The sequence below is a fragment of the Candidatus Salinivivens marinus genome (genome assembly GCF_965655845.1).
Lineage (GTDB): Bacteria > Pseudomonadota > Alphaproteobacteria > Rhodobacterales > Rhodobacteraceae > Salinivivens > Salinivivens marinus.
The window spans coordinates 47,773-64,293 of record NZ_CBFHHX010000009.1; the positions used below are offsets into that span (position 1 = coordinate 47,773).

The following is a 16,521-nucleotide window of genomic DNA, read 5'->3' on the forward strand; positions in this document are numbered from 1 at the left end:
TCCGCAAGAGTGAAGTATGAGTAACACACCGAACTTAGAATTTTTTACAGAAAATGATTATATCTCTGAAAATTCTCCGGAAAATTTAGTCGTCAATGTAGATGGTTTCGAGGGGCCTCTGGATATGTTACTGACTTTATCCAGAACCCAAAAAGTAGACTTACTTAAAATTTCTATTTCTCAGCTGGCTAGCCAGTATTTAGATTTTGTAGCAAAAGCAAAAGAATTACGGATAGAATTGGCTGCTGACTATCTCGTAATGGCCGCTTGGCTTGCATTTCTCAAATCGCGTTTATTACTTCCGGCTGATCCGAATGATGATGGGCCAACGGGAGAAGAATTGAGCGCCATCTTGGCATTCCGGCTAGAACGATTACAAGCGATGAGGAACGCTGGCGCTAAATTAATTGCTCGAAATCAACTCGGTAAAGATTTTTTTTCAAGAGGTATTCCTGAAGCTTTAGAGAAAAAACGTACGATCAACTATACATTGAGCCTTCTCGATCTAATGCAGGGATATGCCCGGATTCGCACACGTGATGACTTCAAGCCTTTTAGTGCGGATAGAGAAAGTGTATTCACAATGGAGAGTGCTTTAGAAAGAATGCGAGAGTTGCTTGGATTTTCAGGAGATTGGAACGATCTGATGAGTTTTTTGCCAGAAGAATGGCAAAATGAGCCAAAGAGAGTGAGGGCAGCTACCGCTGCGACCTTTGCAGCAACTCTTGAGTTAGTTAAGTCAGGAGCGGTTGAACTTAGACAAACAGAGACCTTTGCTAAAATTGAGCTTAGGAAAAGGACCACTGAATGAGTGATCAATCAAATAAATCGTTAGGTGAGCACAAGATGGGTGAAGTTGACCAAGCCAACCTTTTCGAGGCTCCATCAATACCTGAACAACGGCGTATGGTGGAGGCAATTCTATTTGCTTCCTCTACACCAGTTACAGTTGCAGAGTTAAAAAACAGAATGCCGCAAGGATCTGATCCCGCATTTGCTCTAGATGAATTAAAAGTGCAATATAGTAGCCGCGGTGTTAATTTAGTAAAAGTTGGTGATGGTTGGGCGATGCGCACTAGCGCTGATCTTAGTTTTTTAATGAGAAAAGAGACTATCGAAACTCGTAAATTGAGTCGTGCAGCAGTGGAAACATTAGCTATAATTGCTTACCATCAACCTGTGACAAGGTTAGAAATTGAAGAGGTCCGAGGTGTTGGAGTTTCTAAGGGTACTGTTGATTTACTTTTAGAGATGGATTGGATAAAATTTGGCAGACGAAAAATGACTCCAGGAAGGCCAGTTACTTTTGTTGTCACTCAACATTTCTTGGATCACTTTGGGCTAGAGAGTGCAAAAGATCTGCCTGGTCTTAAGGAATTGAAGTCTGCTGGTTTGCTCGAAAGTACTATCCCAAATGTTAAAGACACTGGGGAAGGGATCGATAAAGAAGATCAAGGTTTATCAGAGAATTTAGATCAGCCTGAGCTTTTTGAGGAATAAAAACAACTCTTTGAGTATTAAAAACTCAGAAACTTTTCTTGAAGTGTTTTGATAATTTTAGTCGTTGACCTTGATAATTTGATTTTACCCCTTGACCATATAGTTTTGTAGGTCGCTTGGACATTTTTTCATATATCAAACGTCCTACAACTTGACCATGCTCCAATACAAATGGGGCTTCATGGCATCTTACTTCCAATACGCCACGCGCGCCTGATCCACCTGCTGCATTGTGACCAAAACCTGGATCAAAAAAGCCGGCGTAATGAACCCTGAATTCGCCAACCATGGCGACATATGGTGCCATTTCCGCAGCGTATTCTGGCGGTATGTGAACACTCTCACGACTAACCAAAATATAAAATGCACCGGGGTCTAAAATTATCTCACCTTGTGAAGTTTTTATCTCATCCCAAAATTCCGCTGGATCGTAGTAATCAATTAGATCTAGATCAATTATTCCAGTGTGTGGTTTTGCTCTGTAACCGACCAAGTCACCTTGTGATGGTCTTAAATCTACTGAAAATCCAAGTCCGTCATCAATTATAGCGTTTCCAGGTACTAATTTTTCTTTAGCATGAAGAGCTGTTAAGTCTTCATCATTCAAAGTCGTATTTTTATTTCTAAATCTGATTTGATTGAGTTTCATTCCCTGTCGCACTAATACCGAAAAAGAGCGGGGGCATATTTCCGCGTATAGTTTGCCGCAATATCCACTGGAAACCCGATCGAACTCTTCCCCGGAGTTTGTAATTACCCTGGTTAATAAATCGAGGCGCCCGGTTGAGCTTTTAGCGTTGGCTGCAGCCTGGATATCTTGTGATAAATTTAGTTCTTCGAGGAGCGGTACTAAATAAACACACCCTTTCTCTAGCACTGCACCGTCTCTTAAATCAATTTCATGCATTTTTAAAGATTTTAATCGATCTTCAACTTTTTCACGGCTTCCGGGCAAAAAAGATGCTCTTATACGAAACGCTTTACCACTTAGCCTCAAATCTAGACTTGCAGGTTGTATTTGTTCAGGGTCTATTGGAACATCTGACGTAATTGAACCAACTTCAATGAGTTTCTCTATTTCCTGATTTGGGAGAACTCCGTTCATTTACAATACTTCCAATACAATATAATAGAAATTCACATGGTCGGGCTAGCAGGACTTGAACCTGCGACCTTCCGTCCCCCAGACGGACGCGCTACCAGGCTGCGCCATAGCCCGCCGTGTTAACACCCTAATTACTGGTTTTTTTCCCATACACAAGTTAAAAATTTTCTTACTTTTTTTTACTTCCATAATGAAATCAGATTTTTCATATCATTTATTATCGGTGTAATTTTGTTTACCTGGTCGTTGTTAAAATTCTCGATCTCTCTCAATAAAACTGATGTTGAAAACACTTCGCTCGTTTTATTTTCGATGGGTTTTGGATCAATTTTCTGATTTTCTGCCTCAAAAAAGTCAAAAAGGCCTGGTTGTTCTGGGACTTTTGGGCTTGAAGTATTGAGTTGTTCACTTTTCACAGAAACAAGTTTTGCATTGCTCATTTTTTCAATAGGTTTAACGACTTTTGTAATGCTCTCTTTATCGCTGCTTGTTCCCCCGAGATCTTGGGACATTAAGGGTTTTGATAGTCCTACGACGTAATTTAGGCCCTTTTCGCGAAAAACTTGTTTCGCACCCTTGATGGTATGTCCCTCAATATGCAGTAGCTGTTTTATTCCACCAATAATAAGCATGTCTTTTGGACGGTAATAACGCCGTCCCCCAGCTCGTTTAATCGGTTTAATTTGACTGAATTTACTTTCCCAAAACCTCAGTACATGAGTCGGGGTATCTAGCCACTCTGAAACTTCACTTATATTACGAAAAGCTTTCTCAGATTTTGACATAACTCTACAATAACCTTATTTATTTCCCTTCTGACACTCTGTCTTTCATCAAATGAGAGGGTCGGAATGTCAGAACTCTTCTGGGCGGTATAGGCGCTTCTTCGCCTGTTTTCGGATTTCGCCCAACTCTGGCGTTTTTCTGACGAATACTGAATGTTCCAAATGAAGAAATCTTAACTTGTTCACCTGCTACGAGCGATGCACTAATTTTCTCGAGCACGCTTTCTACTAAATCGGATGACTCGTTTCTGGAAAGTCCAACCTCCCGAAAAACTGATTCACTTAAATCCATTCGCGTTAACGTCTTTTCACTCATTTAATAATCCCCCATTTTTATCTAATTGTAGTGCTCACAAATTTAGTAAGTCAACTTAAATGGGACAACGATAAATAAAGTTGTTAATTTTTTTTATATATTTAGGTTTACCAGCGTATAACGAGCGATCCCCAAGCGAGCCCGCCTCCAATAGCCTCTGTAACAATCAAGTCATTTTTCTTAATATGCCCGTTTATTTTTGAAACTGACAAGGCGAGGGGAATAGAGGCTGCGGAGGTATTTCCGTGATCCTGCACTGTCGTTAATACACGGTCTGATGTTATACCCATCTTTTTTGCAGTTCCATGAATAATCCTAATATTGGCTTGGTGGGGCACAATCCAGTCAATTTCTTCAACAGAAATACCTGCAGATTTCATGGAGTCTTGAGCAGTAGTTGCTAACTTCTCAATTGCGTGTCTATAAACTTCTTTGCCATGCATCCTTAAATATCCAGTAGACTGCGTGGATACGCCTCCGTCCACATATAAAATATCTTTCAGTCTTCCGTCAGAGTTTAAGTCAGACGCTAAAATTCCACGATCATATTTATCTCCTTTCCCATTTTCTGCAGACAAAATGACCGCACCGGCACCATCGCCAAAAAGTACACACGTGGATCTATCTTCCCAGTCCATTAATTTTGAAAACGTCTCTGAACCGATCACCAAGATTTTTTTTGCTTGTCCCGAAATTATTAGTGCATTCGCATTTGCTAGAGCAAAGACAAAACCAGCGCAAACTGCCTGAACGTCATAGGCAAAACCTTTTACTATTCCTAAATTTGCCTGTACCATTGTAGCAGCGGAGGGAAATGTAAGATCTGAAGTTGAAGTTGCTAGAATGATTGCGTCTATATCATCAGCCTGTAAGTTGGCATCTGCTAACGCTTCTTTGGCTGCCAGTGTAGCCATGACAGAGGTGGTCTCATCCTTGTTTGCAAAATGTCTGCGTTTAATCCCAGAACGACTAGAAATCCAATCGTCGGATGTATCTAAGGTTCTCTCGAATTCAGAATTATCAACTACTCGTTTAGGTAAGTAGTGTCCACATCCCTGTATCACAGCACGAACCGTCATTGATTATCCTAAACTATTTATCTGTAACATCTTGTACATGGTTATCAATTGCGCCTGCGTATGCAACCCGCGCGGCTACTTTTTGTGAAAAATCATTCTTCGAGAGCTCAAACGCTAATTTAATTGCTGCCTCGATTCCAGTTGCGTCAGCCGAGCCGTGTGATTTTACTACTGTACCATTTAGACCCAAAAATACCCCGCCGTTAACTCTTCTGGGATCGATTCTCATTTTAAGTCGATTTAATGAGGTATATGCTAAAATACTTGCAAGTCGTGATAATGGTGAAAATTTAAATGCCTCGCGAAGTAAATAACCAATTAAACTTGCGGTGCCTTCACCTGTTTTCAGAGCAACATTTCCTGTGAAGCCATCAGTAACTATAACATCAACTTTTGAACCAGGGATATCTCCACCCTCTACAAATCCCTCGAAAGTAAAATTTGCGTCTGTTTGACAGTGCTCAATTTTTGAAAATGCTTCTTTTAGTTCACTTCTGCCTTTATGCTCTTCAGTCCCCACATTAAGCAGTCCAACTCTTGGCTTTGGTATTCCCAATCCGTTTCTGGCGTATGATACTCCCATCAAAGCATATTGTAGTAAGTCTTTTGCCTCAGCTCTAATGTCAGCCCCTACGTCCAACATAACATTGAATCCCATAGGATTGGAAGATGGCCATAGTATTGCAATTGCAGGACGGTTTACCCCAGTAAGCTTACGTAGTCTTAGCATACTTATTGCCATCAAAGCTCCAGTATTACCACAGGAGACGCAAACGCTGGCTTTGCCGTCTCTTACAGATTCAATGGCTGACCACATTGAGGTTGCCTTTCCGTGTCTCACCACGTGGCTAGGCTTGTCCTCCATTTTTATTACTTCACGACTATCTATTATCGTAACTCTGCCTACCAAGGAGCGACGTTTATTTACTAATTTTTTAAGTAGTTCACTTTTGCCATGCAAAAGAAAGTGTATACTGTCATTTATTTTTGCAGCTCGCACTAGTCCTGATACTATGGCAGATGGTCCTAAATCACCTCCCATAGCGTCAATGCTTATAGTTGTGCCTGAATGCACCACCTCCGAATTATTTTTTACGGTCGTGGTCATGTCGCCTTCCTTTATTAGGAATTAGGCTGCGTCATCATCCAAGTCGATTTCCTCGGTCATGGATATAACTTCTTTATCTCCATAAAAGCCGCAAGATGCGCATATATGATGGGGACGTTTTAATTCACCACAATTTGGACACTCATTAGGGTTCCCAGCCACCAGAGCGTCATGAGCTCTACGATTATTTCGTCTGGACTTTGATACTTTATTTTGCTGAACAGCCATGTCTAAATCTCAGTATTATAGGGGGTCTATCCCAAAGTTGATTATCGTCCTAGCGCAATACATCTATTCTGCACCGATATACAACCCAATTTTTCCTATTTTGTGAATTTAGTTAAATTTTATGCTTTTCTTTAAGACTTTAACTTCTCCTTAAGGGTATTTAAAATCGCAAAAGGATTTTGGCTATTTTCTTCTTCGACTATTTGATCATCAATACCTATCGATCTTGTTACATACTCGGCATTATTTGATCTCGGATAGTCGGGCAATGCTAGGGCAAGAGCCTCTAATGCTATCGTTGATAGATCTAAAGAATTGGTTAATGGCTCTAAGTTCTCGTCTAACTCGAGTTCAACATCTCGTCCGTCATCTTTCTCTAAAGAAGGTATTTCTTCTAAAGGTATATAAATACGCTTTATTTTTTCATCTACACGGCATTTTACGGCTTCTAGCGTCACAACACATTGTTGAAGTGCTGTTGCACCCAATTTACCAGATAGTAACCACTTTTTTTTGCCGTGAGCGCTTATCTTTCCTCTAAGGTCAATTTTTTCAACTGAAAGTAAATCAAGCTGTTTGGCGATCTTAGAGTTATTAATTGCATCGCTCTTCCAATGAAAACTATTCGTCCTTACCGTATTTAAGTTCGCGAATTTTATGATTTTGTCAGAAATTTCAATTTTGGGCATTTATAAATTTCTTCCTTGGTTGTAATGAACATTCAATATGATGTACTTGAAGATAGCGTTGTATTTTAATCAAGTAGGCTTAATTCATGAATGGAATTCTTAAAAAGATTTTAAGTGTTGCTTTACTAGTACTTATTTTCGGTTGTTCCGAACAATATCGTAATCATGGTTACATACCTAGTGACGAAGAATTATCAAGTGTTTCTGTATCTCAAGATGATAAAAATAGTGTTATCGAAAAGCTTGGAACACCATCAATTGGTGGTATCTTAAATGATGGAAACATTTATTTTGTTCAGTCCAAAGTCTTGAAGAATTCCATAAGAGCTTCGAAACCTATAGATCGGCAAGTTCTTGTTTTAAGTTTCGACGACAATGATAGACTAAGTAATATTCAAAAATTTGGAATTGATAAGGGTAAAATCGTTATTCTAGATTATCGAACCACTCCATCTGGGCTAAAAAATATGTCATTTCTATTTCGGTTATTTCAAAATGTTGGAGGCCCCTCTGCCGAGTCCTTACTACAATAAATAAAGATTGGTTTGACCTTTATAAGCCTGCTGTAACTCCGTTTTAATAGGAGAAACATTGTTGATTTTTTTTCATCCTAAGTTTGATATCGAGCCAGCTTTAAATCCTGTTGATATCAAAGAAGCTCAAGCATTTAGATACAAAGCATTCGGAGTGGTAAATGAGAGTGGGCTTGATAAAGATGAGTATGATCAAAAATTTAATCACATAATTATCCGTGATAGGCGACATCGCAAAGTCGTAGGTTATTTTAGGTATACTTGTTATAGCTCTGGTTCGCGTATTCAAAATGGTTATTCTGCCGCTCATTATGACCTCAAAGCTTTAGAAAGATTTGATAAACCGGTATTGGAGGTGGGGCGGGTATGCACTGACCCCTTTGCGAATGATCCAGATATATTGCGATTGGTTTGGGCTTATTTGGCACAGTTCGTTGAGAAAAGAAATATTGTTTTTGTATTTGGTTGTACTTCATTCGAAGGAACTGATTATAAAAAATATATCGATTGTTTTGCTGTTCTTCGCGCGCGATATTTAGGACCAAAAAATATGTTACCAAGTATAAAGTCACAATCTGTTTTAAAATTTGCAAAAAAACTTCGGTCGGAAGTTAATTTAAAGACAGCAATGATGAAGATGCCTCCGCTATTACGTGCTTACCTTTTGATGGGGGGGTGGGTAAGCGATCACGCTGTTATAGATAATAAGTTAAACACGCTTCATGTTTTTACAGGCTTGGAGGTGAGTAAAATACCACCTGCAAAGAAACGGTTTCTACTGAAGAAGCCTTGACCTGCTAATTTTTCTGAATTAGTTCAGTATGTTATGAGTGCCCCTTTAATCCAATTGAGCGAAGTTAGCCTTGGTTTTGGAAAGCATGATATTTTCAAAAATATAGATTTGGTTTTGAACAAGGGAGAGCGGACATGTCTGGTTGGTCGAAATGGGTCTGGTAAATCAACGCTTCTAAAACTGATTGCTGGTAAAATTGTCCCCGATGCGGGTCATGTTGCTGTGCAAAAGGGCATTCAAATAAGTCTTATGGAACAGGATCCGGACCTATCTTCTTTTTCTACTTTAGGAGATTTTGCAGCAAGCAAATTAAGTAGTAATGAGATTTATAAAATCGAGGCAATAAGTAATGGGCTAAAGTTAAATCTTAGACAAGAGGTAAAGTTTGCGTCTGGTGGAGAAATTAGACGAGCAGCATTGGCGAAAATAATAGCAGAAACGCCAGATTTGATGCTTTTAGATGAACCCACCAACCACCTAGATATTGAAAGTATTCAATGGCTCGAGGATCTATTGAGAAATTTAAAGTGTGGAATAGTGATAATTAGCCACGATAGAGCATTTCTTCGAGCAGTATCCAAAACCACTTTATGGTTGGATAGGGGAATTCTTCGGCGAAATGAGAAAAATTTTGCTGATTTTGAAGATTGGCGAGATAAAACTTGGGCTGAAGAGGATGCACGTAACCATAAATTAAAGCGACGCATAAAAGAAGAATCTGTATGGGCCGTCGAAGGTATTTCTGCAAGACGCAAAAGAAATCAGGGTAGGTTGAAAGCACTGAAAGAGCTCAAGCTTGAAAATGATTTGCAAATAAAACGTCAAGAAACTGCAAAAATGTCTTTTCAATCTGGTGAAATTTCTGGCCGAAAGGTATTAGAAGCACAGTCTATCAGTAAAAAAATTGATGGAAAGCCAATATGCGGTAAATTTAGTGTCACAATTTCTCGTGGAGAGCGGATTGCTTTAGTTGGAGCAAATGGCGTCGGAAAGACCGCACTATTAAATATTCTATTTAGAGATTTATCTCCCGACGAGGGGAGTATTAAGAGAGGTACAAACTTAAGTATTGCCATCTTTGAGCAGGATAAAGGCAGTCTGAATATGGATGCAAGTCTACAGGAAAACTTAGCAGGTGACCCAGAAATTGCACTTCCTGGTAGAGCTGATCAGATACTAGTGAAAGGTATACCTAGACATGCCGCTGGGTATTTAAAAGAATTTTTGTTTGACCCCAGTGCTTTAAGGGCACCAGTGCGTTCTCTTTCTGGGGGTGAAAAATCTAGGTTAATTCTTGCGAAACTAATGGCTAAAAAGAGCAATTTATTATTGTTGGATGAGCCAACCAATGACTTGGATATAGAGACACTAGATTTATTGCAGGAAATACTTTGTGATTACGACGGTACAATTATTTTGATTAGTCATGATAGAGATTTTGTTGAGCAGGTGGCAACTCGAGTTTTATTTTTTGAAGGAAATGGTAAAATAATCGATTTTACCGGGGGTTACAGAACATACTTAAACAATCGTTCAGTGGATAAAAGCCAAAAAAATACTGATCGAAAATCCGTAAAGTCCAAAACCATGATGGATTTGCATGCAAAAAAGAAGAATGTAAATTTATCATTCATGGATCACCATAGGCTGAGTGAGATTCCGAGAGAGGTTGAAAGGCTTGAGTTAGAAATAAAAAAATTAGAAGATTTCTTGTCGATCGATGACCTTTATGTGTCTGATCAAAAAAAATTTGATAAAGCCTCAACTGCGTTGGCGGAACGTAACCTTAAACTGGATGAAATTATGGAAGAATGGTTGTTACTTGAAGATAAAAAGGGATGACAAATTGCTACTGTCCTTATAATTTAAGCAGGCCGTTTTACCTACTCTAATGTACTTTATCTATACACTTTTTGTAAATAAACCCTAATAATGAGACGGTAATTACAATTCGAAAAATATGATGAGCGCTTACTAAAGCTGGACTTGAGGCAACAGTCAAAGCAATTAATGACATTTCTGTGACGCCGCCAGGTGCAAAGGATATAAAAAGCGTAACCACGGACAAGTCTGATAAGCTTTGGAGCACTAATACAAAAATGAACGCCAAGATAAGCATTGTGACTACCGACAATGTTGATAATCGAATTGCAATGAAAAGAATATTTTTATCTATCCCATAAAATCTTGCGCCCAGGCTGGCTCCGATTACAACCTGTGCGACTAAAATCAGTATATTGGGAAGTTGAATGTTAGCATCTGTGCCCAAAGTAACAAAAACTGTTAAAAGCATCGGGCCAAACAAGTGCCCAGCAGGTATCCTTAAGCGCGATCCTAGACTCAAGCCTACAATTACTAAAAAAAAGATGTAAATTAGGTCAATTAAAGTGATCGCTGCATTTTCTTGTATGGTAATTCCGGCTGCACTTCCAACTGGAGCTCCAAACCAAATTGAAATTATGATTGGAACTAGAATTATTACCAAAATTATACGTAAGAATTGCAGAAGAGTGACGATTTTTATTTCTCCGCCATACTCTTCAGACATGGCTATACTTTCCATTAACCCACCGGGCGCAGAGGAGAAAAATGCTGTGGCTCGATCATATTTTCCAAACTTTGTTAAAATTTTATAGTTCAAAAAATGGGCGCACCAACTAAAAACAATTAAACCTAATAAACTCGGTAGATAATCAGTTATCTGAAGTATGAGATCAGCAGTAACCTGTAATCCAATCATTACGCCAATTATCGCCACAAAGTAATTTCTGAATTTTTGTGGGAAAGTGTAATTTTCAGGAATTATTTTAGTTCCAAAATTAATTGACCATACAGCACACATTAATAATGAACCTATCATCCAAGGCAGTGGCATTAGGGTTTTTGATGTTAACCAGCCGGCTGATCCTCCAAGCGCTAATAAAAATACCGTATATAAAAGGCTTTTCCTCAATGAAATTCCTTTGTTAAAAATTAGTTTTACAGAAAATAGCATTCCTAACGCGGAAGACTGTTATTTTTCTCTATCGTATTTTTGCAGAAACTGAAAGAAGGATAACGTATCAGGGTGGTTACACTCCAGAGCAAGAGTGTAAGCATTCACCATGAAAAAACAGGCCTTGTTTAAATTAGATGTTGTATATGCGGCTTTAGCGTATAACTCTGCTAATTTTACTCCATCATTATTCTGGTGGGCAGTTAAAATTTTTTCCTCTAAATCGATTTTATTTTTTATGCTTGAGTCCATTTTGGACCTCATTAGCAACCCAACAATGAAAACAATGAGTAGGATTATCCATCGCGGGTGAAAATCTACCACCATCAAAATTTACCGCGTAACGTCCTCGTTGCATGCCCTCGACGACTGGAACATCTTCCTCGAAAACTAGCTTCCATTGTTTCATATTTTGGAGCCGCAATTGCTCCGGAGTGTTTTCCTTAGAATAAAATAGGTGAATGTGTTCATATGTTTTCTCAGGACCATCTGGTATTAGGATAATTACAAACGCATGATCCCTATGAACACCCAGTAGAACATTAGGATAAACTGCAATGTATTCAGCGGCAGTTTCCCATTTAGCATTTAAATCAGCAAAATCAGGAAAAACGTTACCGTTCCCATCTTTTAGCTGCTGATAAACTCTTGTTCCCTGGCCCGAAAATTTATTTTTGTGTTCAATGTGATAATGATCTTCTAATTTGGAGTAAATGTTCAAGCCAGGGTGCACCCAAGGTAAATGATAACTTTCACAATAATTTTCTACCGCCAATTTCCAATTTGCTGCAACTTCGATCGTAAATGAACTCTCCTTACCTCCGTGAAAAAGGGGTCTATCGAAGTCTGACCATCTATCTATCAATTCTTTCATGTTGTCTTCAAATTTTGGTGCGTCTCCGGAAAGATTTATCCAAATTACACCCATCCATACGTGGCTTCGAATTTCAGTTAATCCTAATTCAGACCTATCAATAGCATCATGCAGATTTCTACCTGGCCCCCCCACATGAGGTGTGCTGATTAGACTGCCTTCTGTGGAATAACACCAGCTATGATAGGGACATCTGATAGCTCCTTCTATAGATTTCACTCTATCAATAAGTATCATGCCGCGATGTCGACAAGTGTTTTGAAAAACTTTTACTTTGTTTTTTTTAGTGCGAATAATAAATAAAGGAGTGCCCTGAAAAGAAATAGGCACAGCGTCTCCTATATTTGGAATTTGAGCTGAAACTGCCAGCCCACTCCATTTTCCAAAAAGTAGGATATCTTTTTCTTCTTTAAAAACAGATGGGCAAGTGTAATGTTCATTTGGAAGCCCATTTGCTTCATCTACTGGTAAGCACACCTGATTTAGTCTAGCTGTCTTTTCCATTGTCTGGCTCAATTTTTTTATATTGATAAAAAAAGATACTATTTGAGGCTAGCTCAAAACGACACCTGACTAAATTGAAAACGACAATATTTTCAGCTTGTTGTTCAGCCGCGAGACAGAGCTGCTACACCCGTTCTGGCAATTTCTATAAGGCCCAGCGGACGCATCAATTCTGCAAATGCATCAACTTTTTCTGGTGTGCCGGTGATTTGAAAAGTAAAGCTGTCTAGCGTGCTATCTACCACGTTTGCCCTAAAAATGTCCGCTAAACGTAATGCTTCTACTCGTTTTTCACCTTTTCCTCCAACCTTGAGCAGAGCAAGCTCTCGCTCTACATGAGGGCCGTCTACAGTTAAATCGTGTACCTCATGAACAGGTACAATTCGTCCTAATTGGGCTTTTATTTGTTCAATAACCTGAGGAGTGCCTGTTGTTACGATTGTAATTCGACTGAGATGACCCTCGTGGTCAACCTCTGCTACCGTTAGACTATCGATATTGTATCCGCGGCCTGAGAAAAGCCCTATTACGCGAGCAAGAACTCCAGCCTCATTATCAACTAATATTGCTAAGGTATGTGTTTGTATTTCATCACCAAAAGTAGACCTAAGATCATAAGCAGAATGCTTGCTAGATCCTTTTTTTATTTTTAATGCTGACATCTGTAACCTACGAAGTAAATTCTCATACTAATACTGCCCCGCTGCTTCCTATGGCGTCCTCCGTTGTCGCTTCTCCTAACAACATTTTGTTATGAGGCTCCCCAGACGGGATCATTGGGAAGCAGTTCTCATGTTTCTCAACTAAACAATCAAAGAGAACCGGACCATCGTAAGACAGCATTTCCATAATAGCATCATCTAAATCTGCAGGATCTGATACCATGATGCCTTTTGCACCAAATGCATCTGCCAATTTCACAAAGTCGGGAAGGGCATCAGACCAGCTGTGAGAGTAGCGTTCACCGTGCAGCAACTCTTGCCATTGTCTTACCATACCCAATCTTTCGTTATTTAATATAAATTGCTTAACAGGTAACTTATATTGGACTGCCGTACCCATTTCCTGCATATTCATCAGCCAACTAGCCTCGCCAGCGACATTAATAACCAATGCCTTTGGGTGAGCAATTTGCACGCCTATTGATGCAGGAAAGCCATAACCCATTGTTCCAAGTCCGCCTGAAGTCATCCATTGATTGGGTTCCTCAAAACCTAAGAACTGAGCAGCCCACATTTGATGCTGACCAACTTCAGTGCATATAAACCGGTCTGCTCTACTCCGAGTAAGTTGTTCTAGACGCTCAAGCGCAAATTGTGGTTTAATTGTCTTTTTACTATTTTTATAGTCCAGACACTTAACAGATCGCCATTCGCTTATTTGGCTCCACCATTTATCGATAGCGGCAGAGTTCGTCTTACGTCCTCGGGCTTTCCACATATTCAAAACGTCATCTAATACGTGTGCAATATCGCCTATGATAGGAATGTCAACGTGAATTACTTTATTAATAGATGATGGATCAATATCAATGTGCGCTTTTTTAGAGCTTGGGCTAAAAGCATCTATTCTACCGGTAATCCGATCATCAAATCGAGCACCGATATTTATCATAAGATCGCAATCGTGCATCGCCATGTTGGCCTCGTAAAGCCCATGCATTCCTAACATTCCAAGCCAGTTGCTGCCGGACGCGGGATAGCACCCCAAGCCCATTAGAGTGGAAGTTATTGGGAAATTAGTACCTTTAACCAATTCTCTCAGAAGTTGGCTCGCACCTGTGCCAGAATTAATCACTCCGCCACCTGTGTAAAAAATTGGTTTTTCCGATTGTTCAATTGCTTCAACGAGTTTTGTAATTTGTTCAATATCGCCTTTTAATTTAGGCCTGTATTGGGAGGTTGGTGCTTTTTTATTTGAAATGTAAAAACCAGAAGCAAATTGAACATCTTTTGGAATATCAACTAAAACAGGCCCTGGGCGACCAGATTTTGCAACATGAAAAGCTTCATGTAAAATCGGTGCCAACTGATCTGTGTCTTTAACCAGCCAATTGTGTTTAGTACATGGTCTTGTGATCCCAACCGTATCTGCTTCCTGAAAAGCGTCTGAGCCGATCATAAAGGTAGGTACCTGTCCAGTAAGAACAACTAAAGGAATAGAATCCATTAAAGCGTCGGTCAATCCTGTAACAGCGTTAGTCGCGCCTGGTCCAGATGTTACTAAAACCACTCCAGGTTTTCCAGTTGACCTAGCGTATCCTTCAGCCGCATGAACTGCTCCTTGTTCATGTCTAACTAGGATATGCCTTATCTCATTTTGTTGGAAAATTTCATCGTAGATTGGCAGTACTGCTCCACCCGGGTATCCAAACACAGTATCTACCCCTTGATCCTTTAAGGCTTTTACTACCATTTTGGCTCCAGTCATTTGGCTAGTCATATAGAAACTCCTGCTCACTCTTTAACTAATTAGTAAATCGATAAAATTTGCTCTAATTCACTCGCAAAGGCCAACATATGAACAACAAAAAGATTGGTCAACTAGAAATGGCTCTATTTAGCGATAATTTAACGATATTTTTTAATTTTATTACGAATATTATTGAAATAAAGTAATAATTGGAAAGAATATTTCTTTTTTTGGCAACACACAAAAAAATGAGCCTCACTAGGGCTCATTTTTTTATTATAATTGGTAAAACAAACTAAGAATTAGTTTCGTCGGCCTCTTTAGTGTTTGCTTCCTGATCTTCCGCTACTTCTTCATCAAGAGCTGCGCTTCCAATATCGTCAAATAATTCTGCTATTTCAAACTCAGCTTCTGCCTCTGCCTCAGCAGCAACATCTTGAATGGATTTACCGGATGCTTGTAGCTCAGCCTCTTCGTTCGACCTGGCTACATTAAGAACTATCGTTGCCGTCACTTCTGGGTGTAAAACAACAGACATTTCATGCAGCCCAAGCTCCTTGATAGGCTTAACCAGAGAAATTTGCTTACGGTCAATAGAAAACCCTGCAGAAGTAGCGACTTCCGCTGCATCTCTTGGAGAAACCGACCCATAAAGAGCTCCCGAGTCTGATGCAGATCTAATGACTATAAAAGTCTGCCCATCCAGCTTTCCTAAAAGTGCATCTGCTTCTTTCTTAGTTTCTAAATTTTGGGCCTCGAGCTGAGATTTCTGCCTTTCAAAAGCAGCAATATTAGTTTCTGATGCTGTTTGCGCCTTTCCTTGAGGCAGTAGAAAATTTCTTGCATAGCCTGGTTTAACGTCAACCACGTCGCCCATCTGGCCTAGTTTTGATACTCTTTCCAAAAGAATAACTTGCATTGTGTCTACCTCTCTTCCTACTTAACGGCGTAAGGTAATAGCGCTAAGAAGCGTGCACGTTTTATAGCACGGGCCAATTCTCGTTGCTTTTTTGCAGAAACCGCTGTGATTCTTGATGGCACAACTTTTCCACGTTCTGATATGTATCTTTGAAGCAATTTTGTGTCTTTATAATCAATTTTTGGGGCATTCTCACTTGAGAATGGACACACTTTCTTTCTGCGAAAAAACGGTTTGTTTGTCATTTTGAAAACTCCTTACAGGCCTAATCGTGCTGTTCGCGCCTGTCGCCGCGATCATCTCGTTTATGCATTTGAACTGATGGACCTTCGTCGTGTTTATCAACTTTAATAGTTAAAACTCGCATCACATCTTCGTTGAGACGCATTAATCGTTCCATTTCTTGAACAGCCTCTGACGGTGAATCTGTTCGCATCATTGCATAATGCCCTTTACGATTTTTGTTTATTTTATAGGCCATTGTTTTCAATCCCCAATATTCGGAGTTGACTACTGTACCACCATTATCTTTAAGGACTATTCCAAAGTGCTCAACAAGGCCTTCCGCCTGGGTATTTGATAAGTCTTGTCGAGAAATAAAAACATGCTCATATAGAGGCATCTTTGTTTCCAATCTATCAATGGCGCGTTTCATAGGAAGGGGGTTAAATCTTTTTGTTC

20 protein-coding genes and 1 tRNA gene are annotated in these 16,521 nt (G+C 39.6%); 5 read left to right on the plus strand and 16 right to left on the minus strand.

What is annotated here, in order from left to right; translation table 11 throughout:
* Nucleotides 1-16: 16 nt before the first annotated feature.
* Both ACTF5Q_RS09130 and scpB read left to right on the plus strand, forming a co-directional pair.
* Nucleotides 17-811 carry a segregation and condensation protein A gene (locus ACTF5Q_RS09130; RefSeq protein WP_438954310.1) on the plus strand — a complete coding sequence of 265 codons (795 nt, stop codon included), beginning with the start codon at nt 17-19 and terminating at the stop codon, nt 809-811.
* Complete coding sequence (gene scpB / locus ACTF5Q_RS09135; protein WP_438954311.1) at nt 808-1,500, plus strand: SMC-Scp complex subunit ScpB; 693 nt, start codon at nt 808-810, stop codon at nt 1,498-1,500. The genes ACTF5Q_RS09130 and scpB overlap by 4 nt, the downstream gene beginning before the upstream one ends.
* Before the next feature lie 25 nt (nt 1,501-1,525).
* On the opposite strand, the gene ACTF5Q_RS09140 is transcribed toward scpB, so the two are convergent.
* The 8 genes from ACTF5Q_RS09140 to ACTF5Q_RS09175 all read right to left on the minus strand — a co-directional run bounded on the left by ACTF5Q_RS09140 (nt 1,526) and on the right by ACTF5Q_RS09175 (nt 6,810).
* Nucleotides 1,526-2,605 (minus strand): 2'-deoxycytidine 5'-triphosphate deaminase, encoded by a 1,080-nt coding sequence (locus tag ACTF5Q_RS09140; RefSeq protein ID WP_438954312.1) that lies wholly within the window; start codon nt 2,603-2,605, stop codon nt 1,526-1,528.
* 37 nt (nt 2,606-2,642) lie between these two features.
* Nucleotides 2,643-2,719: transfer RNA gene (locus ACTF5Q_RS09145), tRNA-Pro, on the minus strand.
* A 65-nt stretch (nt 2,720-2,784) separates the two neighbouring features.
* The gene (locus ACTF5Q_RS09150; protein WP_438954313.1) at nt 2,785-3,390 is read right to left on the minus strand and encodes a MerR family transcriptional regulator; all 606 of its coding nucleotides are present in this window, start codon (nt 3,388-3,390) and stop codon (nt 2,785-2,787) included.
* 19 nt (nt 3,391-3,409) lie between these two features.
* Nucleotides 3,410-3,706 carry an integration host factor subunit alpha gene (gene ihfA / locus ACTF5Q_RS09155; protein ID WP_438954314.1) on the minus strand — a complete coding sequence of 99 codons (297 nt, stop codon included), beginning with the start codon at nt 3,704-3,706 and terminating at the stop codon, nt 3,410-3,412.
* Nucleotides 3,707-3,813: 107 nt separating this feature from the next.
* Nucleotides 3,814-4,785, minus strand: coding sequence for a beta-ketoacyl-ACP synthase III (locus ACTF5Q_RS09160; RefSeq protein ID WP_438954315.1), 972 nt, complete (start codon nt 4,783-4,785; stop codon nt 3,814-3,816).
* A gap of 13 nt (nt 4,786-4,798) precedes the next feature.
* Complete coding sequence (gene plsX, locus ACTF5Q_RS09165) at nt 4,799-5,893, minus strand: phosphate acyltransferase PlsX (RefSeq protein WP_438954316.1); 1,095 nt, start codon at nt 5,891-5,893, stop codon at nt 4,799-4,801.
* A gap of 21 nt (nt 5,894-5,914) precedes the next feature.
* Complete coding sequence (gene rpmF, locus ACTF5Q_RS09170) at nt 5,915-6,121, minus strand: 50S ribosomal protein L32 (RefSeq protein WP_154032704.1); 207 nt, start codon at nt 6,119-6,121, stop codon at nt 5,915-5,917.
* 131 nt (nt 6,122-6,252) lie between these two features.
* The gene (locus tag ACTF5Q_RS09175; RefSeq protein ID WP_438954317.1) at nt 6,253-6,810 is read right to left on the minus strand and encodes a YceD family protein; all 558 of its coding nucleotides are present in this window, start codon (nt 6,808-6,810) and stop codon (nt 6,253-6,255) included.
* Nucleotides 6,811-6,896: 86 nt separating this feature from the next.
* Between ACTF5Q_RS09175 and ACTF5Q_RS09180 the strand changes: the two genes are divergently transcribed.
* The 3 genes from ACTF5Q_RS09180 to ACTF5Q_RS09190 are packed head-to-tail and all read left to right on the plus strand — an operon-like array spanning nt 6,897 to nt 9,978.
* A complete protein-coding gene (locus tag ACTF5Q_RS09180; protein ID WP_438954318.1) occupies nt 6,897-7,343 on the plus strand; it encodes an outer membrane protein assembly factor BamE in 447 nt (148 codons plus the stop codon).
* A gap of 58 nt (nt 7,344-7,401) precedes the next feature.
* Complete coding sequence (locus ACTF5Q_RS09185) at nt 7,402-8,136, plus strand: GNAT family N-acetyltransferase (protein ID WP_438954319.1); 735 nt, start codon at nt 7,402-7,404, stop codon at nt 8,134-8,136.
* A 33-nt stretch (nt 8,137-8,169) separates the two neighbouring features.
* On the plus strand, nt 8,170-9,978 hold the full coding sequence (locus tag ACTF5Q_RS09190; protein ID WP_438954320.1) for an ABC-F family ATP-binding cassette domain-containing protein: 1,809 nt from the start codon (nt 8,170-8,172) through the stop codon (nt 9,976-9,978).
* A gap of 46 nt (nt 9,979-10,024) precedes the next feature.
* Here ACTF5Q_RS09190 and ACTF5Q_RS09195 read toward each other — a convergent pair whose 3' ends face one another.
* The 8 genes from ACTF5Q_RS09195 to rpsF all read right to left on the minus strand — a co-directional run bounded on the left by ACTF5Q_RS09195 (nt 10,025) and on the right by rpsF (nt 16,462).
* On the minus strand, nt 10,025-11,089 hold the full coding sequence (locus ACTF5Q_RS09195; RefSeq protein WP_438954321.1) for an AbrB family transcriptional regulator: 1,065 nt from the start codon (nt 11,087-11,089) through the stop codon (nt 10,025-10,027).
* Between the two features lie 60 nt (nt 11,090-11,149).
* A complete protein-coding gene (locus tag ACTF5Q_RS09200; protein ID WP_438954322.1) occupies nt 11,150-11,383 on the minus strand; it encodes a hypothetical protein in 234 nt (77 codons plus the stop codon).
* Nucleotides 11,361-12,509, minus strand: coding sequence for an aromatic ring-hydroxylating oxygenase subunit alpha (locus ACTF5Q_RS09205; RefSeq protein ID WP_438954323.1), 1,149 nt, complete (start codon nt 12,507-12,509; stop codon nt 11,361-11,363). Before ACTF5Q_RS09205 ends, ACTF5Q_RS09200 begins: the two co-directional genes overlap by 23 nt.
* A gap of 104 nt (nt 12,510-12,613) precedes the next feature.
* Nucleotides 12,614-13,171 (minus strand): acetolactate synthase small subunit, encoded by a 558-nt coding sequence (gene ilvN / locus ACTF5Q_RS09210; protein WP_153693829.1) that lies wholly within the window; start codon nt 13,169-13,171, stop codon nt 12,614-12,616.
* Between the two features lie 22 nt (nt 13,172-13,193).
* Nucleotides 13,194-14,951 (minus strand): acetolactate synthase 3 large subunit, encoded by a 1,758-nt coding sequence (locus tag ACTF5Q_RS09215; RefSeq protein WP_438954324.1) that lies wholly within the window; start codon nt 14,949-14,951, stop codon nt 13,194-13,196.
* A gap of 265 nt (nt 14,952-15,216) precedes the next feature.
* Complete coding sequence (gene rplI, locus ACTF5Q_RS09220; protein WP_438954325.1) at nt 15,217-15,840, minus strand: 50S ribosomal protein L9; 624 nt, start codon at nt 15,838-15,840, stop codon at nt 15,217-15,219.
* A 17-nt stretch (nt 15,841-15,857) separates the two neighbouring features.
* Nucleotides 15,858-16,085, minus strand: a complete 228-nt coding sequence (rpsR, locus tag ACTF5Q_RS09225) for a 30S ribosomal protein S18 (protein WP_438954326.1) — start codon at nt 16,083-16,085, stop codon at nt 15,858-15,860.
* A 20-nt stretch (nt 16,086-16,105) separates the two neighbouring features.
* Nucleotides 16,106-16,462 (minus strand): 30S ribosomal protein S6, encoded by a 357-nt coding sequence (rpsF, locus tag ACTF5Q_RS09230; protein WP_438954327.1) that lies wholly within the window; start codon nt 16,460-16,462, stop codon nt 16,106-16,108.
* Nucleotides 16,463-16,521: the final 59 nt, after the last annotated feature.